This window comes from Sphingomonas sp. (genome assembly GCF_023266535.1).
In the GTDB taxonomy this organism is placed as follows: domain Bacteria; phylum Pseudomonadota; class Alphaproteobacteria; order Sphingomonadales; family Sphingomonadaceae; genus Sphingomicrobium.
Genome location: NZ_JAHFPY010000007.1, coordinates 26,680 through 51,315, shown reverse-complemented (window position 1 = coordinate 51,315; position 24,636 = coordinate 26,680). Strand labels below are relative to the sequence as shown.

Annotated in this window: 27 protein-coding genes and 1 tRNA gene; 18 read left to right on the top strand and 10 right to left on the bottom strand. The window is 62.1% G+C overall.

The window, feature by feature from the left end; translation table 11 throughout:
* A partial coding sequence (locus Q0C64_RS01985) for a M3 family metallopeptidase (RefSeq protein ID WP_294120431.1) occupies positions 1–823 on the top strand: 823 nt, incomplete at its 5' end.
* 61 nt (positions 824–884) lie between these two features.
* Here the strand turns inward: Q0C64_RS01985 and rpsI are convergent.
* From rpsI to Q0C64_RS01960, 5 genes are all read right to left on the bottom strand, one after another.
* Positions 885–1,460 (bottom strand): 30S ribosomal protein S9, encoded by a 576-nt coding sequence (gene rpsI / locus Q0C64_RS01980; protein ID WP_294120430.1) that lies wholly within the window; start codon positions 1,458–1,460, stop codon positions 885–887.
* Between the two features lies 1 nt (position 1,461).
* Entirely contained in the window at positions 1,462–1,941 is a 480-nt protein-coding gene (gene rplM / locus Q0C64_RS01975) for a 50S ribosomal protein L13 (protein WP_294120429.1), read from the bottom strand.
* A gap of 121 nt (positions 1,942–2,062) precedes the next feature.
* On the bottom strand, positions 2,063–2,461 hold the full coding sequence (locus Q0C64_RS01970) for a hypothetical protein (RefSeq protein WP_294120427.1): 399 nt from the start codon (positions 2,459–2,461) through the stop codon (positions 2,063–2,065).
* The gene (cutA, locus tag Q0C64_RS01965; protein WP_294120426.1) at positions 2,458–2,772 is read right to left on the bottom strand and encodes a divalent-cation tolerance protein CutA; all 315 of its coding nucleotides are present in this window, start codon (positions 2,770–2,772) and stop codon (positions 2,458–2,460) included. Before cutA ends, Q0C64_RS01970 begins: the two co-directional genes overlap by 4 nt.
* Complete coding sequence (locus tag Q0C64_RS01960; protein ID WP_294120425.1) at positions 2,769–3,821, bottom strand: COX15/CtaA family protein; 1,053 nt, start codon at positions 3,819–3,821, stop codon at positions 2,769–2,771. The genes cutA and Q0C64_RS01960 overlap by 4 nt, the downstream gene beginning before the upstream one ends.
* 102 nt (positions 3,822–3,923) lie before the next feature.
* On the opposite strand from Q0C64_RS01960, the gene Q0C64_RS01955 reads away from it, so the two are divergent.
* From Q0C64_RS01955 to Q0C64_RS01885, 15 genes are all read left to right on the top strand, one after another.
* Positions 3,924–4,292, top strand: coding sequence for a MerC domain-containing protein (locus tag Q0C64_RS01955; protein WP_294120424.1), 369 nt, complete (start codon positions 3,924–3,926; stop codon positions 4,290–4,292).
* A 46-nt stretch (positions 4,293–4,338) separates the two neighbouring features.
* Complete coding sequence (locus Q0C64_RS01950) at positions 4,339–4,797, top strand: transcriptional repressor (protein WP_294120423.1); 459 nt, start codon at positions 4,339–4,341, stop codon at positions 4,795–4,797.
* Positions 4,798–4,812: 15 nt separating this feature from the next.
* Positions 4,813–5,373, top strand: a complete 561-nt coding sequence (pnuC, locus tag Q0C64_RS01945; RefSeq protein WP_294120421.1) for a nicotinamide riboside transporter PnuC — start codon at positions 4,813–4,815, stop codon at positions 5,371–5,373.
* On the top strand, positions 5,346–6,362 hold the full coding sequence (locus Q0C64_RS01940; protein ID WP_294120420.1) for an AAA family ATPase: 1,017 nt from the start codon (positions 5,346–5,348) through the stop codon (positions 6,360–6,362). Before pnuC ends, Q0C64_RS01940 begins: the two co-directional genes overlap by 28 nt.
* A 63-nt stretch (positions 6,363–6,425) precedes the next feature.
* Entirely contained in the window at positions 6,426–8,354 is a 1,929-nt protein-coding gene (gene dxs, locus Q0C64_RS01935; protein ID WP_294120419.1) for a 1-deoxy-D-xylulose-5-phosphate synthase, read from the top strand.
* Positions 8,355–8,413: 59 nt separating this feature from the next.
* Positions 8,414–8,773, top strand: a complete 360-nt coding sequence (locus Q0C64_RS01930) for a hypothetical protein (RefSeq protein WP_294120418.1) — start codon at positions 8,414–8,416, stop codon at positions 8,771–8,773.
* Positions 8,770–9,150: a diacylglycerol kinase family protein gene (locus Q0C64_RS01925; protein WP_294120417.1), complete on the top strand. Its 381-nt coding sequence runs from the start codon at positions 8,770–8,772 to the stop codon at positions 9,148–9,150. Before Q0C64_RS01930 ends, Q0C64_RS01925 begins: the two co-directional genes overlap by 4 nt.
* Positions 9,147–9,884, top strand: a complete 738-nt coding sequence (locus Q0C64_RS01920; protein ID WP_294120416.1) for a TlyA family RNA methyltransferase — start codon at positions 9,147–9,149, stop codon at positions 9,882–9,884. Before Q0C64_RS01925 ends, Q0C64_RS01920 begins: the two co-directional genes overlap by 4 nt.
* Positions 9,885–10,403 carry a TspO/MBR family protein gene (locus Q0C64_RS01915; protein ID WP_294120415.1) on the top strand — a complete coding sequence of 173 codons (519 nt, stop codon included), beginning with the start codon at positions 9,885–9,887 and terminating at the stop codon, positions 10,401–10,403.
* Complete coding sequence (locus tag Q0C64_RS01910; RefSeq protein ID WP_294120414.1) at positions 10,403–10,699, top strand: accessory factor UbiK family protein; 297 nt, start codon at positions 10,403–10,405, stop codon at positions 10,697–10,699. Before Q0C64_RS01915 ends, Q0C64_RS01910 begins: the two co-directional genes overlap by 1 nt.
* A complete protein-coding gene (locus Q0C64_RS01905) occupies positions 10,696–11,199 on the top strand; it encodes a YbjN domain-containing protein (protein WP_294120433.1) in 504 nt (167 codons plus the stop codon). The genes Q0C64_RS01910 and Q0C64_RS01905 overlap by 4 nt, the downstream gene beginning before the upstream one ends.
* A 4-nt stretch (positions 11,200–11,203) precedes the next feature.
* Entirely contained in the window at positions 11,204–12,016 is an 813-nt protein-coding gene (locus tag Q0C64_RS01900) for a pyrroline-5-carboxylate reductase dimerization domain-containing protein (RefSeq protein ID WP_294120413.1), read from the top strand.
* Between the two features lie 51 nt (positions 12,017–12,067).
* Positions 12,068–12,955: a branched-chain amino acid aminotransferase gene (locus Q0C64_RS01895; protein ID WP_294120411.1), complete on the top strand. Its 888-nt coding sequence runs from the start codon at positions 12,068–12,070 to the stop codon at positions 12,953–12,955.
* An 85-nt stretch (positions 12,956–13,040) separates the two neighbouring features.
* Positions 13,041–15,395, top strand: a complete 2,355-nt coding sequence (locus tag Q0C64_RS01890; protein WP_294120410.1) for an EAL domain-containing protein — start codon at positions 13,041–13,043, stop codon at positions 15,393–15,395.
* A 114-nt stretch (positions 15,396–15,509) separates the two neighbouring features.
* Positions 15,510–15,584 (top strand) — tRNA-Gln (locus tag Q0C64_RS01885).
* A 57-nt stretch (positions 15,585–15,641) separates the two neighbouring features.
* Here Q0C64_RS01885 and Q0C64_RS13395 read toward each other — a convergent pair.
* A complete protein-coding gene (locus tag Q0C64_RS13395) occupies positions 15,642–16,100 on the bottom strand; it encodes a tyrosine-type recombinase/integrase (protein WP_366004117.1) in 459 nt (152 codons plus the stop codon).
* Between the two features lie 1,140 nt (positions 16,101–17,240).
* Between Q0C64_RS13395 and Q0C64_RS01880 the strand changes: the two genes are divergently transcribed.
* Positions 17,241–17,738, top strand: coding sequence for a winged helix DNA-binding protein (locus Q0C64_RS01880; RefSeq protein WP_294120409.1), 498 nt, complete (start codon positions 17,241–17,243; stop codon positions 17,736–17,738).
* A gap of 557 nt (positions 17,739–18,295) precedes the next feature.
* Here Q0C64_RS01880 and Q0C64_RS01875 read toward each other — a convergent pair.
* Positions 18,296–18,874, bottom strand: a complete 579-nt coding sequence (locus Q0C64_RS01875; RefSeq protein WP_294120407.1) for a PilZ domain-containing protein — start codon at positions 18,872–18,874, stop codon at positions 18,296–18,298.
* Between the two features lie 248 nt (positions 18,875–19,122).
* On the opposite strand from Q0C64_RS01875, the gene Q0C64_RS01870 reads away from it, so the two are divergent.
* On the top strand, positions 19,123–20,883 hold the full coding sequence (locus Q0C64_RS01870; protein ID WP_294120406.1) for a sensor domain-containing diguanylate cyclase: 1,761 nt from the start codon (positions 19,123–19,125) through the stop codon (positions 20,881–20,883).
* 57 nt (positions 20,884–20,940) lie between these two features.
* Here the strand turns inward: Q0C64_RS01870 and Q0C64_RS01865 are convergent, their stop codons facing one another.
* The 3 genes from Q0C64_RS01865 to Q0C64_RS01855 form a co-directional block, all read right to left on the bottom strand.
* Positions 20,941–21,642: a fimbria/pilus periplasmic chaperone gene (locus Q0C64_RS01865; RefSeq protein WP_294120405.1), complete on the bottom strand. Its 702-nt coding sequence runs from the start codon at positions 21,640–21,642 to the stop codon at positions 20,941–20,943.
* A 17-nt stretch (positions 21,643–21,659) separates the two neighbouring features.
* Positions 21,660–24,044: a CS1-pili formation C-terminal domain-containing protein gene (locus tag Q0C64_RS01860; protein WP_294120404.1), complete on the bottom strand. Its 2,385-nt coding sequence runs from the start codon at positions 24,042–24,044 to the stop codon at positions 21,660–21,662.
* Positions 24,045–24,128: 84 nt separating this feature from the next.
* A complete protein-coding gene (locus tag Q0C64_RS01855) occupies positions 24,129–24,620 on the bottom strand; it encodes a hypothetical protein (protein WP_294120403.1) in 492 nt (163 codons plus the stop codon).
* Positions 24,621–24,636: the final 16 nt, after the last annotated feature.

The following is a 24,636-nucleotide window of genomic DNA, read 5'->3' as shown; positions in this document are numbered from 1 at the left end:
CGACGCGGTGAAGCCGCTGGGCCCCGATTATGCAGCGCAATTCAGCAAGGCCAGCGGCGCCCGCTGGATGGATCCGTTCCCGCGCCAGGGCAAAGCCTCGGGCGCTTACATGCAGCCGGGCGCCTTTGACGTGCATCCCTATCTGCTGCTAAACCTCAGCGACAAATATGACGGCCTCACCACTTATGCGCATGAGTGGGGCCATGCGATGCATACGCTGCTGGCCAACGCCGCCCAACCGTTCGACCTGGCCTTCTATCCGACCTTCACCGCCGAAGTGGCGTCGACGGCGCATGAGCTGTTGCTGGCCAACATGATGGTCGAGCGGGCGAAGACAAAGGAGGAAAAGCTCTTCTACCTCGGCCAGATCATGGAGAATTATCGCGGCACCTTCTTCCGCCAGGCGATGTTCGGCGAATTCCAGGTCGCGATCCACGATATCGCCGATCGCGGCGAGGGGCTGTCAGGCGAGAAGATGAGCGCTCTCTATCTCGACCTGTTGAAGCGCTACCATGGTCCGAAATTGATGATCGAGACCAATTATGGCGCCGAATGGGCCTACATCCAGCACTTCTTCTTCGGCTTCTACGTCTACCAATATGCGACCTCGATCACCGCGGCCAATTACTTCGCCCAGAAGGTGATGCACGGCACTCCGGCGGATCGGGACCGCTATCTAGCCGTGCTGCGCGCCGGCGGGTCGGATTACGGCTATGAGCTGCTCAAGCAGGGCGGGCTCGATATGGCGACGCCCGAGCCTTACCGCCTGATCGTCGACAGCTTTACCAAGGTCCTCGACCAGGCGGAGAAGCTGCTGGCCTAGGCCCGGAAGCAAAAAGGGCGGCCCAAACGGGCCGCCCTTCCTACAGGCTAAAACTCGCGAATTAGCGCTTCGAGAACTGGAACGACCTACGCGCCTTGGCCCGGCCGTACTTCTTGCGCTCGACCACGCGGCTGTCGCGGGTCAGGAAGCCTTCGCGCTTGACCGCGGTGCGGAGCGCCGGCTCGTAGCGCGACAGCGCCTGGGCAATGCCGTGCTTGACCGCGCCGGCCTGGCCCGACAGGCCGCCGCCCTTGACGGTGGCTACCACGTCATACTGGCCGACCCGATCGGTCACGCCGAACGGCTGGTTGATGACCAGGCGCAGGGTCGGACGAGCGAAATAGATCGACTGATCGCGGCCATTGATTTCGATCTTGCCCGAGCCCGGCTTCAGCCAGACGCGTGCAACGGCGTCCTTGCGGCGGCCGGTCGCATAAGCGCGGCCGTATTTGTCGAGCTGCTGCTCGCGCAGCGGCGTCTCGACCTGGGTCACGACCGGAGCCGGAGCCTCGACGACTTCGACATCAGCGGTTTCGACAGCAGCGGTTTCGGCCGCCGGGGTTTCGGCGACTGCCGGAGCCTCGGGCTCCTGACCGGTCAGCGCGCCGAGGTCGGAAAGGGACTTCTTGCCAGCCATGTTATGCGCCCACCTTGTTCTTGCGGTTCATCGACGCGACGTCGAGCAGTTCGGGGTTCTGGCCGCCGTGCGGATGCTCGGTGCCGTTGTAGAGGTGCAGGGCGCGCATCTGGTCGCGGCCGAGCGGACCACGCGGGATCATGCGCTCCACGGCCTTTTCCAGCACGCGCTCGGGGAAGCGGCCTTCGAGCAGCTTGCCCGCGGTCACTTCCTTGATGCCGCCGGCATAGCCGGTGTGCTTGTAGTAGATCTTGTTCTGCAGCTTGCGGCCGGTGAAGCGCACCTTGTCGGCATTGATGACGACGACATGGTCGCCGCAATCGACATGCGGAGTGAAGCTCGCCTTGTGCTTGCCGCGCAGGATGTTGGCGATGATCGTCGCGACGCGGCCGACCACCAGATTTTCGGCATCGATCAGATGCCACTTCTTCTCCACCTCATGCGGCTTGGCCGACTTGGTGGTCTTCATCAGCGCCTTCATGGGCTGGACCTCTTCTTTGAAACAGGAAAACGCCACCCAAGGGCAGCGCTTGTGAGCGCGCTAATCGCGATGGCGGGGCAAAAAGTCAAGCAAAAGCGGGCGCTTCTCGACGGGTAAAATATTACCGGGCAGCTCCTGGTTGGTTAATTGATCGCTCTTGGACGTCATAAATGTGCATCGCGATAAATGTGTACTTGCTGCCGTTCCGAACAATGAATCCGCTGCTCACAGCTTTGAAGCCTACCGGTTCCATGACGTCGGCCGACCTCTTGGCTAGATTCGCTAAATCCTCCGGCAGCTCGCTTAACGAGGCCAGGCCCATGTCTATCCCCGGGCACGTTTTAGTCCGGATTTTGGTGCCAATTTCTCCAAAAATGATGCCTTCAAGCGGCTGGTCATTGAGTTGCTGCCCGAGCATCTCACACTCGACTTGAGTGCGTTGCGGATCGCTATTCCGGTCGCAACCTAGCAGTGCGGCCAAGGTGACCAAAACAGTTATCGCTAAAGCCCGTGGCTTCATCCCACATTCCCTTCTACCCAGTCTCCAAAGTCGGCCGGCAGGCGCTCGATCGGCCAGACGACGATCGACGGGACCGAGTAGCTGTGCAGTTCGGTCACCCGGGCGATCAGCGCATCGGCCTGGTCGAGGGTGGTCTTGAACAGGGCCGGGGTCTCGCTCGCGGTCTCGATCGCGCCTTCCCAGCGGTAGATCGAGCGGCAAAGGCCGAGGATATTGACGCAGGCGGCAAGCCGCTCTTCGACGATGGTCATGCCGATGCGCTGGGCCTCGGCCGGGTCGGCGAAGACGGCGTAGACGGTGACGACGCTCATGCGCGGCGTCCGAATGAATTGGCGCCCCAGGTGACCGAGGCGACGACCAGCGCTCCGACCGCCTGGTGGCATACGGCGAGGACGATGGTCATGCCGCTCATCACGGTGGCGATGCCAAGCAGGATCTGGGTGCCGAAAGCGATGTGGATTGCCCTGGCGGCTGGCCGGTCGAGCGCTTTGACCTTGCGAGCGAAGACCACCAGCGCGGCGACCACCACCCAGGCCCACCAGCGGTGAAGGAAGTGAAGCAGATAGGGGTCGTGGGTGAAGGCCCAGCCGGCGCCCAACGCCCAGTCGATGCCGTCGGGGACCAGCTTGCCCTGCATCAGCGGCCAGTCGCTGGCGACATAGCCGGCGTTGAGCCCCGCGACCCAGGCACCAAGCAGCAGCTGAACGAACAGGATTGCGCCGGTGACCAGCGCAGGCCGGGTGAGGCGGGCAGGGCGGTTCTCACCGGTTTTGGCCAGGTGGCGCAGGTCGAGCGCGGTCCATATCAGCGCGGCCATGATGAACAGCGCCAGCAGCAAGTGCGCCGACAGGCGGAAATGGCTGACGTCGGTCCGGTCGACGAGCCCCGACATGACCATGTACCAGCCAAGCAGGCCCTGGCTGCCGCCAAGCAGCAGCAGCGCCACCAGCTTCCAGCCGTAACCCTTGGGGATCGCCCGCCTCACCGCGAACCACAGCAGCGGCAGGGCGAACACCAGGCCGATCAGCCGGCCGATCAGCCGGTGCACCCATTCCCAGAAGAAGATGAACTTGTACTGGGCGAGGTCCATGCCCGCCGGGCCGTTGATCTCGCGATACTCCGGTGTCTGCTTGTACAGGTCGAAGGCATGCTGCCATTGCTCATGGGACAGCGGGGGAATGGCGCCGCTGACCGGGTTCCATTCGGTAATTGAAAGGCCGCTCTCGGTCAGCCGGGTGATGCCGCCGACCACCACCATCAGGAACACCATGCCGGCGACTGCCAGTAGCCAATAGGCAATGGCGAGCGGCCTGTAGGTGGGGGTGAAAACCGAAGCGGGTTGAGCGAGGGCCGAGTCCATATGGCGGCGCGATATGGCCGGATCACAACAGCTTGCCAATAATTTCGAAGAATCGGAGATGTGATATTGTCACGTCGAGAAGGCGACGTTATATCACGCGCCATGTCGCTGCTCGCGATTCCCTCGAACCGACTAGACCGCTACGCCATCGGCCTCAGCGGGCTGTGCCTTGTGCACTGCCTGGCGACGTCGGTCATGCTGGCGTTGGTGTCGGCGGCAGGCGGCATTCTCGGCGCGCCGATCATTCACGAGGTCGGCCTCGGCCTGGCGATGATCATGGGAGCGATCGCGCTCGGCCGGGGCATCCTCGAGCATGGCTATTCGATGCCCAGCGCGGTTGGCGGCCTTGGCCTCGGCGTGATGGCCGGCGCATTGACGATGCCGCACGACGGGACTGAGGCGATCTACACGGTGCTCGGCGTCGGCATTTTGGCCCTTGGCCACCGGCTCAATTTCATCGCTGCGGAATAGGTCAACTTTGCTTGCGGCAAGTGGCCGCGAGTCCTATCTTCCCGCCATGACCGGACATACCCACCAGCTTCACGAAGGGCCTTCGCTGCACGATGCCGCCGCGCGGCGGATGGTCGAGCGCGGCGAGCAGTGGACCGACATGCGCGCGTCGGTGTTCGACGCCCTTGCCGGTTTCGAGCGGCCGGCATCGGCCTATGACATCGCCGAAGCGGTCTCGCAGTCGCGCGGCAAGCGGGTCGCGGCCAACAGTGTTTACCGCATCCTCGACCTGTTCGTCGGCACCAACCTCGCCCGCCGGGTGGAGAGCGCCAACGCCTATGTCGCCAACCAGCACCCCGGGTGCCTGCACGACTGCATCTTCCTGATCTGCGACAGCTGCGGGCAGGCGACCCATATCGACGACGACAGGCTGTCCGAGGGTGTCCGGCAAGCCGCCGAGCATGCCGGTTTCGCCGAAGTCCGGCCGGTGATCGAAGTCCGCGGTCGCTGCGAAGACTGCAGCTAGACGCTCAAACTTCGGATGGGGGGCATCGAAGTCGCAGCGGCGCTGCTAGGCGTCATCAACGTCCTGCTGGTCGTGCGCCGGTCGGTGTGGAACTACCCGTTCGGCATCGTCATGGTGGCGCTCTATTTCTTCGTGTTCTGGCATTCGAAGCTCTATTCCGACTCGCTCCTCCAAATCTTCTTCCTGCTGATCCAGCTTTACGGCTGGTGGGCCTGGCTGCGCGCCGCCCAGGTCGACCATGGCGTGGCCGTGGAGTGGCTCGATCGCGGGGCGAGGATCAAATGGGCCGCCGGCACGATCGCCGCCATCCTCATCTGGGGATCGGGCATGGCCCGCCTTACCGACGCGGCGGCGCCGATGGCCGACGCCACCATCGCCGGACTTAGCGTGTCGGCGCAAATATTGCAGTCGCTGCGCAAGGTCGAAAGCTGGGTGCTGTGGGTCACCGTCGACGCGCTCGCCATCGGGCTGTTCGCCTGGCGCGGCCTGACGGTGACGTCGGGACTCTATGCTTTGTTCTTCGTGCTGGCGGTGATCGGGCTCAACGAATGGCGCAAGAAGGCGGTGACGGCGTGAAGCGCGGATTCATCCTCGGCAAATTCCTGCCGCCGCATGCCGGACACATCTCGCTGATCGAGGCCGGCCGGCGGCTGGTCGACGAGCTGACGATCCTGGTCTGCTCGCTACCCGACGATCCGATCCAAGGCGAGCAGCGCGTCAAATGGATGGAATCGCTGTTCCCCGACTGCCGGGTTCGCTGGCACGGGGCGCCGGCGCCGCAGACTCCAGAGGAAAATCCGCATTTCTGGCCGATCTGGCGGCGGATCGTGCGGCGCGCCCATCCGGAGCCGATCGATTTTCTGTTCGCCGGCGAAAGCTATGGCAACGAGCTGGCGCGCCAGGTCGGCGGCCTGTTCGTCCCGCTTGGCGCCCGCATTCTCCAGGCCGACCAGGCTGCCATCGGCGGTTTGACCGCCACCGCCATTCGCGAACAGCCATGGCGCTATTGGGACTTCCTGCCGGCGCCGGTTCGCGACCATTATGCCTTCACCATCTGCCTCCACGGGGTCGAAAGCGTCGGCAAATCGATGCTCGCCGAGCGGCTGGCGGCGCATTATTCGACCGTGCTGGTGCCTGAATATGGCCGGATCCATTGCGAGACCTATGGCACCGATTGCCGCGAGCAGGATTTGCTGCTGATCGGCCAGTCCCAGCAAGCGATGATCGAAGCAGCCAGGCCATGGTGCAACCGGCTGCTGATCGCCGATACCGATGCATTGATGACCGCCGCATGGTCGCAGATGATGATCGGCTATGCGCCCGACCAGCTGATCTGCCACCGGCAGGCGGACCTCTACCTAATCCTCGGCACCGACGCGCCGTTCGTCGATGACGGCACCCGGGTCTATGGCGAGCCGGGCGAACGGGCCCGGTTCGACCGCGTTGCGCGCGAAGTGCTGACTGTCGCCCGTGCCAAGAGGGTTGAAATCTGGGGCGACTGGGACGAACGGTTCGACGCCGCATGCCGCGCGATCGATGATCTGTGCGGCGCGCGACTTACTTGATCAATTGCCGAAATCGAAGGCAGATTGGTGACAGGCCGCGTTCAACGGGATAGATGCGCCCCAATGTCCGATCGCCCCGAAACCCCGCTGCTCGACCAGGTCCAGTATCCGGCCGACATCCGCAAGCTGGACAAGAGCCAGCTACCGCAGCTGGCCGACGAGTTGCGCGCCGAGATGATCTCGGCGGTGTCGCAGTCGGGCGGGCATCTGGGCTCCGGGCTCGGCGTGGTCGAGCTGACCGTCGCGGTCCATTATGTGTTCGATACGCCTGACGACAAGCTGATTTGGGACGTCGGCCACCAATGCTATCCGCACAAGATCGTAACCGGCCGCCGCGATCGCATCCGCACCATCCGCCAGGGCGGGGGCCTTAGCGGCTTCACCAAGCGGTCCGAGAGCGAATATGACCCGTTCGGCGCCGCACACAGCTCGACCAGCATCTCCGCCGCGCTGGGCTTCGCAATTTCCAACAAGCTGGCCGACAAGCCAGGCCGCGCCATCGCGGTGATCGGCGACGGGGCGATGAGCGCCGGCATGGCCTATGAGGCAATGAACAACGCCCATGAAGCAGGCAACCGGCTGATCGTCATCCTCAACGACAATGACATGTCGATCGCGCCGCCAGTCGGGTCCTTGCGCAACAGCCTGGCCCGGCTGGTCTCGTCGGGCAAATATCTCGGGCCGCGGCGGTTGGCGCAGAAGCTGGCCCGGGCGATGCCGGATCCGCTTCATCGCGCCGCCCGCAAGTTCGAGGAATATACCCGCGGCTGGATCACCGGCGGCACTTTGTTCGAGGAACTGGGCTTCTATTACGTCGGCCCGGTCGACGGCCATGATGTCGAGGCACTGGTCGAGGTGCTGGAGAACGTCCGCGACGCCGAGGAAGGCCCGATCCTGGTCCATGCCGTGACCAAGAAGGGCAAAGGCTATGGCCCGGCCGAGAACGCCGCCGACAAGTATCATGGCGTGGTCAAGTTCGACATCGTCTCGGGCAAGCAGGACAAGGGCCCGGGCGGCGGTCCGCCGGCCTATACGGCGGTGTTTGCCGAGGCATTGAAGGCGGAAATGGCCCGCGACGAGAAGATCGTCGCCATCACCGCGGCAATGCCGTCGGGCACCGGCCTCGACAAGGTCGAGGCGGCATTTCCCGACCGGACGTTCGACGTCGGCATCGCCGAACAGCATGCGGTAACCTTCGCCGGCGGTCTGGCCGCGCAGGGGCACCGGCCGTTCTGCGCCATTTACTCGACCTTCCTGCAGCGCGCTTACGACCAGGTGGTCCACGACATTGCCATCCAGAATTTGCCGGTGCGCTTCGCCATGGACCGCGCCGGCCTCGTCGGTGCGGACGGCTGCACCCATGCGGGGGCGTTCGACCTCGCCTATCTCTGCACCTTGCCCAATTTCGTCGTGATGGCCGCCGCCGACGAGGTCGAGCTTACCCACATGGTCCACACCATGGCGCTGCACGACAGCGGGCCGATCGCGGTCCGCTATCCGCGCGGCAACGGCCGGGGCCTCGTCATGCCGGAGACGCCGCAGACCCTGGAGATCGGCAAGGGCCGCATCATCCGCGAGGGCAAGACGGTGGCGATCCTCTCGCTCGGCACCAGGTTGGAGGAGGCCGAGAAGGCCGCCGACCTGCTTGAAGCCAAGGGCCTGTCGACTACCGTCGCCGACCTGCGCTTCGCCAAGCCGCTCGACGAGGATTTGATCCGCAAGCTGCTCACCACCCATGAGGTGGCGGTGACGGTCGAAGAGGCCTCGATCGGCGGGCTCGGCGCCCGTGTCCTGACGATGGCCAGCGACGAGGGGCTGATCGACGCGGGATTGAAGCTGCGCACGATGCGCCTGCCCGACATGTTCCAGGACCAGGATTCGCCGGCCAGGCAATATGACGAGGCGGGCCTCAACGCGCCGCACATCGTCGAGACGGTGCTGAAGGCGCTCCGCCGCAACGACATCAATGCCGATGCGGGAGCGATCGCCTGACCCTCGATTGGTGGATCGTCGTCGGTTTCACTGGCCTGCTGGTCCTGTTTTTCGTCACCATGCCGATGTCGCGCCGGCGGCACGCCCAGCTGGCGCGGAAGCGCGGCCGGATCGAGGTCGAGCGGTTCGAGCGGGCAATGGCCCGCGCATTCGTTTCGCCGACCACCACCCGCTTCCTGTGGCGCGAGCTCGGGGCTTATTATCACGCCCCTTTGAAGCCGCTGCCCGACGACCGGCTGGAAAGCCAGATCATGATCGACCGGCCGGAAATCGAGGGGCTGATCATCCATTTCTGGCGCTCGATGCGCGGGCAGGACCCGCTGCCCAATTTCTCGCCGATCAACAACGACCCGACCGTTGCCCAATTGGGCCGCCACCTCGATCTGATGGCCGGCTGGACGGTCCAGAACGCGGCATGAGCAGGAGGTTCAACCTGACCGATCGGCTCAACAGCTTCCGCTTCGCCTTGCTTGGGTTGCGTTACCTCGTTGCGTCCGAGCACAACGCGAGGCTGCACCTACTCGCAACAATTGCGGTTATTGCATTAGGACTTCTGTTCGGTGTTTCCGCAGACGAATGGCGATGGCTGATCCTCTCGATCGCACTGGTGTGGCTGGCAGAAGCCTTCAACACCGCCCTAGAACGTCTAGGAAACGCGGTTAGCCTCGACCACGATCCAAATATCGGTCGGGCCAAGGATGTGTCGGCCACCGCGGTTTTGATCGCGTCGATAGCGGCCGCGGCAATCGGTCTGTTGGTCTTTGGGCCGCATTTTGTCGGTTGGCTGACCAAGTGAGCAAGGTCCGGGCCGACCAGTTGCTGGTCGCGCGCGGGCTGGCCGAGAGCCGCACCCGGGCGCAGGCGCCGATCCTGGCCGGCAATGTGTTTGTCGGTGACAAAAGGGTTGCCAAGGCGGGCGATCTGCTGGCCGAGGATGCGGAACTCATGGTCAAGGGCCGCGACCATCCCTGGGTATCGCGCGGCGGGATTAAGCTCGACCATGGCCTCAATCATTTCGGGTTCGACGTGGCTGGAGCGGTTGCGCTCGACATCGGCAGCTCGACCGGCGGCTTCACTGATGTGCTGCTGAGCCGCGGTGCGGCCAAAGTCTATGCGGTCGATGTCGGCACCAATCAATTGGCCTGGAAACTGCGCAGTGACCCGCGCGTCATTGTCCACGAGCGAACCAATGCGCGCGACCTGACGAGCGAGATCATCCCCGAGCCGGTCGACATCGTCGTCTGCGATGCGAGCTTCATCGGCCTCGCCAAGGTGCTCGATCGCGCGCTCGATTTTGCCAGGCCAGGCGCCAGGCTAGTGGCGCTGGTCAAGCCGCAGTTCGAGGCTGGCCGGGAGGAAGTCGGGAAGGGCGGGGTGGTTCGCGACGCGGCGGTTCACCGGCGTGTCTGCGATGAAGCCGCCGAATGGGTCCGCTCGAAGGGCTGGAGCGTAATGGGCGTCGAGCAGAGCCCGATCACTGGGCCCGAAGGCAATGTCGAATTCCTGCTCGGCGCGACAAAGGATGCATGAGTGAGACAAATCCTGAGAACCAGCCTGCTGACCATTCCGGCGACTGTGATTGTCGGGACCCTGATCGGCTATTGGTCAAACAGCGGCTTTTCCAACGCCTGGTACATTCCGTTGCAAAAGCCGTCGTTCCAGCCGCCCGCTTGGTTGTTCGGTGTTGTCTGGACGCTGCTCTACACGTTGCTTGGGATCGCGCTGGTGATCGTCATCAACGCGTCGCCGTCGAAGGAGCGGCGCGATGCCCTATGGCTGTTCGGCGGCCAGCTGGCGCTCAATTTTGCCTGGTCGCCGGTATTCTTCGGGATGCACCTGATCGATGTCGCACTGGTCGTCATCGTCGTCATGCTCGTGCTGGCGCTAACGGCGGCGCGTTACTTTCGCCGCCTCAACAAGGTGGCAGGCTGGCTAATGCTGCCCTATCTTCTGTGGTTGTGTCTGGCGACCGCCCTCAACTATGAGACCGGCAGACTGAACCCTGGCGCCGATGCGGCACTCCTGGGGATCACGGGAGCAAGAAACTAATGCAGTCGCAAAACCGGATTTTCGACGATTTCGTCAAGATGATGAACGGCGTCGCTGGCACCATGGCCGGGGTCGGCCGCGAAGCCGAATCGTCGATGCGCGAAAAAATGCGCGAATGGGTCGGCGGAATGGATTTCGTCGCCCGTGACGAGTTCGACGCGGTGAAGGCCATGGCGGTCGCCGCCCGCGATGAGAATGACGCGCTCAGGAAGCGCATCGAAGCGCTTGAGTTGGCGGCCAAACCGGCGCCCGCTAAAAAACCATCCAAGGCAGCCAAGCCGGGAGCCAAGCCCTGACCGACGAGACCGAAACCGAAGAGCGCGACGACGGCGCGCCGATCGAGATTCTCGAGCAATACTTCGAAGCGCGCGGCTGGGCTTGCGAGCGCGCCGGCGACGGCGAGATCATTGCCTCGGCGACCGGCAGCTGGGCGCAATATGAGCTGCGCGGCGTGTGGCGCCATGAAGACCAGGTGCTGCAGTTCCTGGCCTTTCCCGACATCAAGGTCGGGCCGGAAAAGCGCGCCGCCATCTATGAATCGATCGGCCTCATCAACGAGCAGCTATGGCTCGGCCACTTCGAGCTATGGTCGGGCTCCGGCTTGATCGTGTTCCGCCACGCCGCGCTGGTTGGCGAGGGGGAATCGATGAGCTTCGAGCAGGCCGAGGCGATCAGTGAGGCCGCGATCGAGGAATGCGAGCGCTTCTATCCCGTGTTCCAGTTCGTGCTGTGGGGCGGAAAATCGCCATCCGAGGCCATCTCCGCCGCGTTGATCGATACCGCCGGCGAGGCGTGACGTCATGACGGCAGCCTTCCCGGCGCCGGCCTGGCTGGTCGGTTGCGGCAACATGGCCGGGGCGATGGTCGAGGGCTGGCGGGCCGGAGGCGTCGACTTCGCGGGCGTCACCGTGATTCGGCCGAGCGGAACGCCGGTCGACGGCATCCGCACAGTCACGGAATATCCCGAGGAACAGCCACGCTTTGTGATGCTCGGCTTCAAGCCGCAGAAGCTTGGCGAAATCGCGCCGGGTCTGGCCCCGCATGTCGGTTCCGAGACGATCATCGTTTCGATGTTGGCCGGAGTGACCGCCGCGACTTTGCGCAAACGCTTTCCCGAGGCGCGGGCGATTGTGCGGATCCTGCCCAATTTGCCGGTGGCGCAGGTTCAGGGCGTGACACCAATCTACTCCGCCGATGGCGGAATCGACGATCTGGTCGAGGTGCAGCAATTGATAGCGTCGCTGGGCATGATCGCCTGGTGCGAGACGGAAACGGAATTGGGAGTCATCGGAGCTGTGGCTTCGGCAGGCGTTGCTTATGTCGCGCGCTTTGCTGAAGCGCTTGGTCGTGCCGCGGAGGCGCTAGGGGTTAATCCAACTCGGGCAAGGTCGATCGCCATTCAAACCCTGGTCGGGACCGGTGATCTGGCCAAGGCGACCGGAGAGTCGATGGAAGAGATTGCCCGCCGGGTGGCGAGTCCCAAGGGTACGACCGAGCAGGGCCTGGCTGTGCTCGACGCTCCGGACGGGCTCCAGCAGTTGGTCGATCGCACCATCGCCGCTGCTGTCAGGCGGGGTCAGCAGTTGGCAGAAGAGGCGGCCCGCCGCGATTGACGCCCTAGTGACGCTGGCCTAGGCGCGGCGCCAATTCATCGAGAGGACAATATGGCCGATACGCGCAGCTTCGACGACCGCGACGGGTGGATCTGGTTCGACGGTAAGCTCGTCCCGTGGCGCGAAGCCGAAGTCCATGTCCTGACCCATGCGCTGCATTATGCGTCGTCGGTGTTCGAGGGCGAACGTGCCTATGGCGGTGTCATCTTCAAATTGAGCGAGCATAGCGCCCGGCTTCGCAAGTCGGCCGAACTGCTTGGCTTCGAACTTCCTTATACGGTCGAGGAAATCGACGCTGCCTGCAACGAGGTGGTCAAGGCCAACGGCTTTACCGATGCCTATGTCCGCCCGGTCGCCTGGCGCGGGTCGGAGCAGATGGGGGTCAACCCCCAGGGCACCAAGCCCCATGTCGCGATTGCCGCCTGGGAATGGGGCAAATATTTCGCGCCGGAGATTGCCGCCAAGGGACTTCGCCTCGACATTGCACCGTGGCGGCGCCCGGCGCCTTACACCGCGCCGGTGCATAGCAAGGCGGCGGGGCTCTACATGATCGCCTCGCTGTCGAAGAAGCACGCCGACGACCGTGGCTTTGACGATGCGTTGATGTTCGACTGGCGCGGGCAAGTCGCCGAGGCAACCGGCGCCAACGCATTCTTCGTCAAGAATGGCGCGCTCTACACGCCGACCCCGGATTGCTTCCTCAATGGCATTACCCGCCAGACGGTGATGGACCTTGCCCGGCGCCGCGGCATCGAGGTCCAGGAGCGGGCGATCTGGCCCGACGAGTTGGAGAGCTTCGAGCAGATGTTCATCACCGGTTCGGCCGCCGAAGTGACGTTTATCCAGTCGGCGGGCCCGTGGAATTTCGAAATTGGCGAGCTGTCGAAGCAGCTGGCCCAGGATTATGACGACCTCGTCAATCGCCGCCTCAACTATTGAGTTTCGGGTGATTCACTCTTTCTTCGCAATGTCCCGTTTAAGCCCTGCTTGCCGGATCTTAAGAGGAATGGCGGGCTAGGCACGAGTGGCGGGGGCGTTGGACAGCAAGGTAGACAAATCCCGCGCGCCCTCGCGCGGGCTGAGTTGCCGCGAGCTACTGTCGCTCGACACACCGCGTGACCGCATCGGCCGTGCAGTCCGCCAGGCCCAGATCAATGCCTTGGTGCGGCTAGTGCCGGCGACCGTCGCCGTCCAGGTTCTGACCGCAAGCGTGATGGTCGTCGGGCTGCGCGACACGACCGACAATTTCCAGCTCGGCCTGTGGTTCAGCGGGGCGCTGCTGATCTGCTTCATGCGCGGCGTACGCGCGGTGCGCCTGCGCCACGACCCCGAATATGCCGAGCAGTATCCCGCCCGCACTGGAACCATTTGCCTGCTCGTTGCGACGTTGGCGGCGATGTGGGTCATTCCGCCGATCTTCTGGTTCGATACCGCCGGGCCAGCGCAGAAAATCTTCATGTGCGTGGTCATGGCGGCGCTGGTCAGCGCCGGCAGCATCACGCTGGTCTCGCTGCCCCAGGCGGCGATCCTCTATGTCGGGTTCCTGACGATTGGCTGCGTCACGCTGACCCTGAAGCTTGGCAGCCCGTCGATGTTCGGGCTGGTCATTGTCTATGCGGCTGTGCTGATCGGCAACATTCTCAGTACCGCCCGCCAGTTCATTGCCCATGCCCGGGACCAGTTCGAGCTTCGCGAGCAAGGTGAAATCATCAAGCTGCTGCGCGAGCTGGAAGCAACCGGCTCGGCCGGCCTGTGGGAACTCGATGGAGATCTGCGCGTCGCCAACATGTCGGGCGAACTGCTCTCGGCGATGCGCCTGCGCGAATCCCAGGTCATCGGCCTGCACTACAAGAAGTTCCTCGACCCGCTCGGCCAGATCGCCACCTTGTCGAGCGGCATGCGCAGCCTGTTCGAGGATCTCGACAATGGCACCCCCTTCCGTGATCGCGCTATCCTGGCGGCCGACCGCAACAGCTGGTGGTCGATTTCGGCCAAGCCGATCCATGACGAAAAGGGTCATCTGGTCGGATGGCGCGGTGTCGCATCCGACATCACCGAAGCCCGGCTGTGCGGCGATGACGCGGTGCGCGCGGCGCGCACCGACCCGCTGACCGGCCTCGCCAACCGCCTGCTGGTTCGCGAGCTGCTCGAGGAAGCGGTGCTCCGCCAATGGGCTGACAACAGCGGCTGTTCGCTGATGCTGGTCGACCTCGACCGGTTCAAGCTGGTCAACGACACGCTGGGCCATGCAATCGGCGACCAGTTGCTGGTCGAAGTCGGACGCCGGCTGCGCGAGGCGGTCGGCGAGGAAGGCCAGGTGGGCCGCATCGGCGGTGACGAATTCGCCGTCATCTGGACCGGTTTTGGCGGCCGCGAGAAGCTTGCCACCGCGGCCGAGCGGATCATCATCGAATTGTCGAAGAGCTTCACCATCGGCGCGGCGACGCTGCATGTCGGCGCGACCATCGGCATTGCGGTCTGCCCGCACGACGGCGTGCTGGAAGAGCAGCTGATGCGCGCCGCCGACCTCGCGCTCTACCGGGCCAAGGAGCAGGGCCGCGGCGGCCATGCCTTCTTCGAGCGATTCATGTTCGAAGAAGCCGAGGATAATCGCCTGCTCGAGCAGGATGTGCGGGAGGCGCTGAGCAGCGACGGGCTGACCCTGGCCTATCAGCCGATCGTCGATGCCAATAGCGGCGAAACGGTCGGGCGCGAGGCGCTGCTGCGCTGGCGCCATCCCAAGCGCGGAGACATTCCGCCCGACCAGTTCATCCCGATCATCGAGGACGCCGGCCTGATCCACCAGATCGGCGACTGGGTAATCCGCGAGGCCTGCGCCGAGGCGGCCCGCTGGCCAGGCCAGATGCGCGTCGCGGTCAATATCTCGGCGGCGCAGCTGACCGGCGCGGGTCTTGCCCGCACCGTGCTCGGTGCGCTGGCCGCCAGCCGGCTTGAGCCCAACCGGCTCGAACTGGAAGTGACCGAAAGCGTATTCCTCGGCGACGACGCCGCCACCCTCGCGTCGCTCGAGCGGCTGCGCTCATTGGGTGTCCGCCTGGTGCTCGACGACTTCGGCAAGGGCTACAGCTCGTTCGGCTATCTGAGCCGCGCCCATTTCTCCAAAATCAAGATCGACCAGACCTTCGTCCGCGGCGCGGCGGACGGCGCCCAGGACTGCGTCGCCATCGTACATGCGATCCTCGCCCTGGCCGGCGGCCTTGGCGTTGGGACCACCGCCGAGGGAGTCGAGACCGAGGCCCAGGCGGAGGTCATGCGCCGGCTCGGCTGCACCCAGCTGCAGGGCTTCCACTTCGGCCGGCCGGTGCCCGCCAGCGAACTTGCCGACGATTCCGCACGCGAAGCACGCCGGTCGGCCTAGGCACCTTTGAAAGCCATCCCGGCAAAAGCCGGGATGGAGGGCTTTTCAAGCCGGTCATTGCCACTATAAGCCGCCCCGCGAGCCAGCGCCCCTCTCTCATCCGGGCGCCCATGCTGGGGCGTCGCCAAGTGGTAAGGCACCGGTTTTTGGTACCGGCATTCGCAGGTTCGAATCCTGCCGCCCCAGCCAGTACTTAGCTCAGTTATCCACACCCCGTTCCGCACTCCGTTCCGCACTTTTTCCGTTTTAAAGTGCCTTCCGCTCCAATTTGGCGACCGCTGAATCGCTCAGTGAAGCCGTCATCGACTGATAAATGTCCAGCATCTGGTTCACGTTCGTAAGCTTCCATCCCAACATCGCTGCGATCTCAGAAGGCGTACAACCGGCCTCAGCCAGGAGGGTGCATGTCGTGCCCCTTAGGTCGTGAAAATGAAGGCCATCCAGACCGGCGGCCAACGTGGCAGCCCTCCAGTGATGCTGAAAGTAGGTGGCTTTCGGGGTAGCGCGCCACGGCTTGCCGTTGGGCGCCGTTAGGATCGTCAGTGCGGTACGCCTTGCGTGTCCGTCGTCAGAACATTTGGCGCAATGTGCGACGCTATCAGCGCTAATGCTCGCTTTCCACCCATTCCGGCAATTAGCACCATCCGCCGACGTCGGCGGGCGGCATAAATTGTCGGGCTCTGTTGGCTTAGGACCGACGCCCAACCGGGCTTAGCATGAATCGTAACATCGCTCGGGCTCGAGGAAGTTTTTGATGGAGCAACTTGGCGGCAAGAGTCATTGTAAGCGTGATGAATCGGCTTGAACTGTTCGGCAAGCTATCCCTCACCTTCGTTGTTGTGAGCGCCTTGGCGATGGCTCTCTTCAAGGTGCTAATTGAGATGCACTCACGCTGAATTGGCTGCGACGGCGAAATACCGGCGATCGCGCGCCGAGCAATATCGCTAATACTAGATCAGGGGGATAAGATAGAGGGACTGAGTAGGTTCACGCGCTTGAGGAAGCACCAGGCAATTTGGTCATGGCAGCGGATACATGACCGCATCCTCGGCAAAAAAGGCCACGCATAATGACAGGAGAAGGGGCGACGATTCGGGTCGGGCCTCTTCAAAGCGCGACCGCCTTCACGAGGTTGGTCTGGACTAGGGTCACACTGTTCGCCGAGGATGGACGACAGAGCGAAGTGAAAGTGGAGAGACCCGCTGTGACCAGCGCAGTGGGCCTCTCCGGTTCGGCACGCCTGTGTGGGGACCGGCGTGTTCAGGCTTCTATATGATCCGAACGCTACCGGACCGTTGTAACTTGGTCCGTTATGGTGGCGAGTGCGCGCATTGGCTGACGCTGCGGAATTGCGAACGATATGCGACGGCATGTCTGGTCGTGGCTAAATGCTGTAATTGCAGTCGCCATTTGAGGCGCGGTTCCCGCTACGTCGCGCATTACTTCCAGCGGCAAGTAGCTACGGCCAAAATGGCGCAAATTGCAGGGATAAAATCGCGCTGCAAATCGTTCTCGTAACTGGAGAGAAGCCATGGGAAAGCATACGGGCGACCCATTTCTACTTCGGGTACAGAAGAAAGATTCAAGAGTCCTGGAGCGGATGAGCGACAGAACCATGGTTCGTCAGGTCCGGCACAGAGGTTCATTTCGCGATCCGGAGCTCAATGAAATGATCCAGCACCAGCCCAGTAAGGGGACACCAGCGGAAAATTAGCTGATTGATCCGTAGCGCCGGTCCAATTGTTGAGCAAATCCATTTTGGACCATTTTGTGGACTGACATTGGTCCAGAACTGAGCGATAACCACCGGTGCTCGGATCCTTCATCACGAAAGTGAGGAGTGTCATGAGCGTACATGCCCTTCCATCCGATCGCCAAATCGATGCGTCCGAGCGCCTGCAGCTTCTTTCAGATGAGGTGGGCCGAATTGCTGCCAAACTCGCCCATATGTCGTCCGACTCAGAGCTTGCGCCTGAGCAAGTGGCTCTTCCTGCTGGTCACGCGCCATCTGCAAGCCTGATTAGGGGAGTGATAAAGGCCCGGCGGCTTCGGGACCGCTTCCTAGACGGTGAGTTCTTTGCGGATCCAGCATGGGATATTCTACTCGAACTGCTCCTGGCCGAAGCTTGCCAGTACCGCGTGTCGGTGACATCCCTAACCACCGCGGCTCATGTTCCGGCGACAACGGCGCTGCGCTACATATCGTCGATGACCGATTCAGGCTTGCTACGCCGGCGACCGGATCCAACCGACGGACGGCGAATGTTTGTGGAGCTGACACCTCAGGCGAGCGATGCGCTTCAACGCTATTTCGCTGCGGTGAAGGGCATGCAAGTCATCTAACCAACAGCCAGCCCGCTTGGTTGGCAAGCATAGACTCGTCATGAGATTCTTGCGGGCCTTGCTCCGCGTTCTATAAAAAAAGCTGGGGCTTAGCCCCAGCCTTCGCGATCTCATTGGTTTCGGCACGCGACCCTTGCACGTTAGCGTCTTTGGCATATTCGTCAAGCGAAGCAAGCCAGGACCATCCGAGAACCAGTTTGCAGGTCGGCTAGATGTCGGTATGGAGCCATAACGATTCTCGATGGGGTGGGATAGCTCTGTGTCGACGCGCGATACCAACACAGCGCCGCTGGTTACCGATGCAGCAGCCAACACAAGGGCGACGGCTACGTCACTGATGTCCGAAGCATTGGCTCTGATTGACGCCGACCCAACAATCTCTGGAATTGTCGGAGCGCAGCTTCAGATGGCAATAGACAGCCTCTGGAAGGGATCGCTGCCACCCTCGCGGGACCTAAATTAGAAGCCTTTTTTTGTCCAGGCGGTTCATTCGGAATCCAGCGGACGTGCTAGGTGCTGCCGCCAGGTCGCTTGGCGGCCCAAGTTCTTGCTTGAACTCAATCTCTAGCCGCGGACCGGGCCAGCTTGATGATAATGCGATCAATCCGCTGAATCGAAATATCAAGTATTTGTATCTCTGGGTGCATTGCAACCATAATCAGATCGTCAACTAGACTGGTCCCAAGCTCGGATAGTTCGGCACGAAGTGCGAACAACTCTTCTACAGTCGATCGTGATCCTGAGGCCAATTGGTCATCGTCAGCACTGTCGGCGCCAGCACCGCTGCATGACCTAAAATCATTTACCGCCCGATCGATGCGCTGCTGATGTGCTGCTGGTGGACGGGACATCCAGTCCGTCACAAAAGTCTCGTTCTCGAATGCAATGCCGCCTTTGCCGTCCAGGCTCCAGGCAATCTGACCGGACGCCTGGAGGCTTCCTCGTTTGAGGACCGCCCTGGCCCCGGGTTCGGGTATTTCGGCACATTCGATGAGCGCGCCAGAAGGCGACATGTTTCGCACCCGCACGGGCACGGACCCCGCCTCTGAATACAGGGTTGCCGTCACGAACAGGTGGGTTCGCTGCTGTTTGCGACCATCGTTATGCGACGGGATTACGGGTGCGACGTTAATCACCAGCTGAATATGGTGGTCAAAAGTGAATAACTGTCGGCTTTACAATCCAAAATGGACGAGGTTGTCGTCGGGCGAGAGCGGCGGGCGTCATGCCATGCCACCTGCGACAAGGCTCCGTCCCGGATATCCCCATGTTAAAGCGGAGAGATATTTTCATTAATAATTGCAATAGGATATGGAACTCAATTATTTTTTCTCCGCAGGATACGCCCGTTTTGGATGTTATGTTGAGCGGGTCATAACGAGTGATGGTGCAATTGGGCGCGATGAATCCTCGCCTTTTGCTCGTGGCTTTCCTCACCGCAGTCGCTTATTTTGCCAGCGCGGCCGCTGCGATTGCCTATACTCGGTTCCAGGGCGGCTTCGCTCATTTGTGGCTGGCCACCGGAGTGCTGACTGCCGCCCTTGCGGCGACCCCAAGGCGCCATTGGTGGGTGGTGTTGCTCCCGAGCATGGCGGCGAGCGTTGCCGCGACCAGCCTGTTTGGCATGGGACCCAAATTGGCCGCGCCATTGGCCGCGATCAACTTGGTCGAGGCTGGAATTGGCGCGCGGCTGCTCCGCCGCAGGCATACCACTCCCAATACGTTGGACAGTCTTGCTTCCATTGGCCACTTCATGTTGTCCGTTGGGTTTATCGCTCCCGCAATTGGCGGCGCACTCGCTGCCATTATGATGCTTGAATTCGACCACACGCGCATCGACCGTAATTGGCTGGTCTGGTTTTCGGGCCATTCGCTGGGAAGCATCACCTGCACTCCGCTGATCTTGCTGCTGTTAAAGGGTGAGTGGGGCAAATGGGCGAAGCGCGTTACGCCTGACCGTCGCCGTGAGGCAGTCATTCTCTATGCGCTGTTTACTGCGACCACCATGTACAGCTTCTACCAGCAGCTGCTTCCGCTGCTATTCTTGCCGCTTGGCCCGCTGACCCTCATCTGCTTTCGTCATGACAGGGTGTTGCCCGCCCTGTCGGTGCTCACGCTCGCCATGATCAGCGCCGCGTTCACCGCCGTAGACCGTGGCCCACTGACACTGATCGCCGGTAGCACTTTGGCCCGGCTCCAGTTCCTGCAATTCTACCTGGCGTCTGTCATCGTCACGATCCTACCGGTCACTGCGGACCTAAACGAGCGACGGCGGTTATTCAGGGCGCTGCGCAGCAACAAGGCGCGCTACAGAATGCTGCTTGAAAACACGACCGACATTTTGATCCATTTGAAGCCGGACGGAACGATTTTGTACGCCTCGCCTTCTGTCACTCGATTGGGCGGACACCAGGCCAACAAGCTCATCAACACCAATGCTTTGGAGTTGGTGGCGGACGAATGGCGAAGCCATGTCGCCCAATGCCATGCCAGCGTACTGGATAGTCAGCGGTCTATTATCCGATTTGATTATCAAGCTCCGTGCCATGATGGCAGTTTGCGCTGGTTCGAAACGCAGTCGAAGGCGGTGCGCAATGAACGAGGTGAAATTGAAAGCGTGGTCAGCGTTATCTGTGACATTGACGACCGGAAGCGACAGGAGCTGGATCTGGCGGTAGCTGCAGGAGTGGATCCCTTGACCGGTCTGCCAAACAGGCGCGCGTTCGCGTTTGAGTTCGGCCAGCGAGGCATTGGACCATGCAGCATGGCGCTCATCGATATCGACCTCTTCAAGCTCATCAATGATCATTATGGCCATGCGGCCGGCGACGCAGCATTAAGGCGGTTTGCCATTGTGGCCCGCAACGCACTTCGCAAGGATGACTTTCTCGCCCGGATCGGCGGCGAAGAGTTCGCTGTCCTTTTTCGAGGTCTCACAGCCTATGACGCGCAGGACATCTGCGAGCGGGTAAGGGCAGAAGTCGCTCGAGCAGTCACATTTCATGATGGCCAAGCCATCCGATTCACTATTAGTGCGGGTGTTACAGACGTTGGGCGCGATCTGGACTCCAGGCTGGCTGTCGCCGACGGCGCCCTTTATCAGGCCAAGCGCGCCGGTCGCGATCGGCTGAAGCTGGCAGCTTAGCTCCGAGCATAGGTCTTGTTTATTGGCCGCAAGCCTCTGTTTGGCCCGACCACATTCCTAAAATTTCAGTGTCGACCAGCCGTCAGCTGACCTGACCCGATATGCGCCGCTCGTGGGCAATGGCAGTCGCTGCGTCCAAGACGCACCGGCATAAAGGCGCTTGGCCGGTAAGGCTTGGCAATTTTTGCCGGCTGCATCGCACTGATTCCCTTCAGCGAGTTCGACACTGGCATTGCCATTGTTGGTGATGGTCAGATTGGGCCCGCTACGGTCGGACCGAACCGAATTCCGGATAACCGGAGGGCGAACCATCACCAATAGATCATATCCGATCAAAAGCTTGAGCCCGCTCTCGCTTCCCGCCACATCTCCGGTCACCGGCTCGACGGTCACCCGATAGACGCGTTCCTCTCCGGCCGGCGTACCGAGCGCAGCGATGCGCAGCGTCCGGTGTTGCCCCGGTTCCAGGATGAAGCGCGACGGCGATGCCAAAAGCCCGAGCTTGGTCGGATCGGGTGTCGCCACGCGCTCCTCATTTGGCATTCCCGGATGGAGGAGTTCGCGCGGCTCAACCACCACATAGCTCCGCTCCTCGCCATTGTTCGTGACCTCAATGTCCGCTGCTCTCGGTGCTTCGGCTTTGAATTCGACGATCAGCTGGCTCACCACCAATTCCGCTGCCGCTGGCTCGGAAGCGATGAGGCCCAGCGTGCAAATTCCCAGGGCAAATACGCTTCGGCGGACGGCCCGGCGCGTCACCAGCATAGCTCCAAATCCTATCGGCACTTTATATCCCCCGCAGAAACCAGTTCCCCGGCCGTTCGCTCCGGCGCAATAGTCAATGCGCAAACCGCGCCGCTTGCTTGGGTCAAGCGCAGCTGATCGTCCCGGTTCGCCTCAATCTGGAAAAAGCCATCGCCATCGGTCCGGCCAATGCCATGCGGGCCGGTAATATCGGCGTTCCCGATCGGTTTTCCATTTTCCGTCACTGCACGGCCGAACAGGATGAAGAGCGGTGTCACGTTCCAGTCGACCTCGGACACATTGCCGGGGTAAAGCGTCACCGACTTGGAATTCGCATCAAAGCTCGAGATCCCATCGCCGCGCGGCCGCAGGCGCACCTCGTATGTCTTGTAAGGCTCAAGGAAAAGCGTCAGCTTGTTTCCGCCCGAAATGGTTCCGCGCGGCACCTCGTCGACAAGCACGTCGAACGCGCGGCGGTCGTCACTATTGCGGACTTTCACAACTAGCGCCGTGTCGTTCATTTCCTTGCCGGCGATATTGATTCCGGCCTTGCTTAGCGCGAGTCCGCTATCAAGAGTGGCGGCATATTGGGTTGTGCGATGGACCCCAAATTGCTGCAACAGATCAGCGCGGGCGTTCAGAAGAGGCGTTCGCGCATAGGCTGACGCCCGGGCATAGGCGCCATCCACATCGCGTCCCGCTGCGACCTCACCCGCGAGCTGGCTATGATCGGCGAGATCCCGGTACCAGGCAGCCTGGACCTCGCCGACCGGCTGGTCGTTAGCCCCGGGCGCGCCTGATTGATGCCTGAGCCCGCCGGACCCCGAGATTGCGACGTTTCCCTTATTGAAGAGGAAGCGGGCGCCGACGAATGCTGCGAAATCCCTCTCAGTGCGGCGAGCATCAGCCTGCAGAACGACGTCGAAGCGGCCGGTGCGAACCACCGGCGCGTCCATTGCGGCTCCAACACTATAATTTGCCTTATCCGAGCCGTTCCGTCGGTAAATCCCCGTCAGGCGAAAGTTCGCCTGGCCGAAGCGATAACCCAATATGGAGAGTGCCTGGGTGTAACTTCCTCGATCGGCAAATCCGCTTTCCGGATCCTCGCTAAATGTGCCCTTTGAAGCGGTAACTGGCAGCAAGGGGCCACCCCTGCCACTGACAACCTTGCGCAGGTCGAAGCTGAACCAAAATGGGCTCTTGCCGACCGAGTTTATCCGTAGGACCGCGCCATAGTCGGCCGTAGTTGAAACCAACGCCCCAAGTCGAACTTGCGCTCGAGCAAAATGATAGTTGGCGCCGCCTTCGAGGATCGCCTTGTCCTGCGTGCCGAGTATGGCGGCATCCACGCCAAATGCCGGCGACAGCCGGTAAGCGGCAGTCGCCTCGTAGAAGAACGTGTCGCCATCAAGCGACAATCCTCGGCTGGTTGAAGGGAGGATGCCGGCAAAGGCGGAAAACAGCGGCCGGCCGATCGGCGCCATTGCTGCGCCCTTGCTAAAGAAGCGTTGTTCCTGCCTGGGAGGCCGGCCGTCTTCTTGGATTCGGACGACAAGGTCATAGGAACCGTTGGGGAGAGCCGTGGTATTGATGAGGCAGTTACCGGCTGGATAGATGCGCGACGAGACGATCCTTCCGTCGACGAGGAGATCGACCTTCGCCGGTTGCTGGAGGAAAATGGAAATGGGCGTTCCCAACAGCGCCTCCTTGTTCTGGAGCGTATCGAGCTGGGTCATGAGCCCAAGCCCAAACATCTTGCGCCGTCCGATGAGTTCGCTGCCTGGCGCCCAGAAAAGTCCCCCGGAATATCGCCAGCCCCCGTGGTCGGCCTCGAGCGTCAGATTGTCAAAGGTCAGGCCTGTATCAGTTGAAACCGAGCTGTCGCTGCGAATCCGCACAGCTCCGAGCGAGGCGATCGATCGGTTTTGCACATGGAGCGTTTCGCCACCCCTGTCCGAACCCGACGCGGTAACGCCGAACAGGCTGACGAGCGATGGCTCGCCTTGCGGAGCAGGAAGAAACAACACGGCATTGGGGTCGGGTTTGGTGAGAAGGTCCGGGCTAACGAAGATGTCGAGGCGAAAGCGGTCTTCATCGAGGACAACGCCATATTGACCGGCAGGAAGGAGTCCGCAGCCTTCCAAGCCGGACCTGCCGCACGCTAGCGCGGAATTGGAGGAAAGGGGGCCGCTTAGGAAAGTTGCGAGCTCGGTTGTGCTGGCCGCGTCCGGAATGAGCCTGGCAACCGCTTGCGGATCCTCGATGCGAACCAGGCCGGGGCTGATCCTTGCCCGAACTTCGCCCCGCTTACGCCCACCATAATAGGCATCGAGCACCACTTCCCGCTCGGCGCTCAATGCCTCAAAGCCGCCGGGCGCTGATGATTCAAAGCCGCTCTTGACGGCAGCATTCGCCACCCCCGAATTTATGAACGCCGCGCTAACCGTAATTGCGAGGAGGGCGCACAAAGTGGAGCGGGCAGGGAAGCGCATGTCTTCCTCTCACTCCGCCGCGACAACGAGTGTTAGCGATCCGCTGTAATTTCCCGCACGCGCCTGGGTCAGCGACGAGGAACGCAGGATGACGATCAGGCTCGCGGAGGTTGCCGGGCCGTTGCTGCAGGTCTGCTGCGTGGCGGCACTGACACGGCCGGTTGCGGCAACGGCGGGAACGAGGCTGGTTCCACTTGTCTGACCCGACTGGTCGCTCCACTCGACCTCATAAGCGAGCGAGTTGGTGCCATCGGTCAGTGCGAATGATGATCCTGATCCCGAACCTGTGGCGGTAATGCTATAAAGGCTGCCTGTGCTTTGACTAAATACGCAGACGTTCTGCGATCGGCGGGCATCGGTTTGCAGATTGGCGATCAGGCCAAAATTGACGTCGGATAGGTTGGTGATGCGGGCTTTCTGCGCCGCCGCAGGCTGCGGCGAGGACAGCGCGGCAAGGCAAAAGGCGGTGGTGAGCGCAAGGCGCGGGGCGCCCTCGAGCATTCCCCGCGCCTTGCCG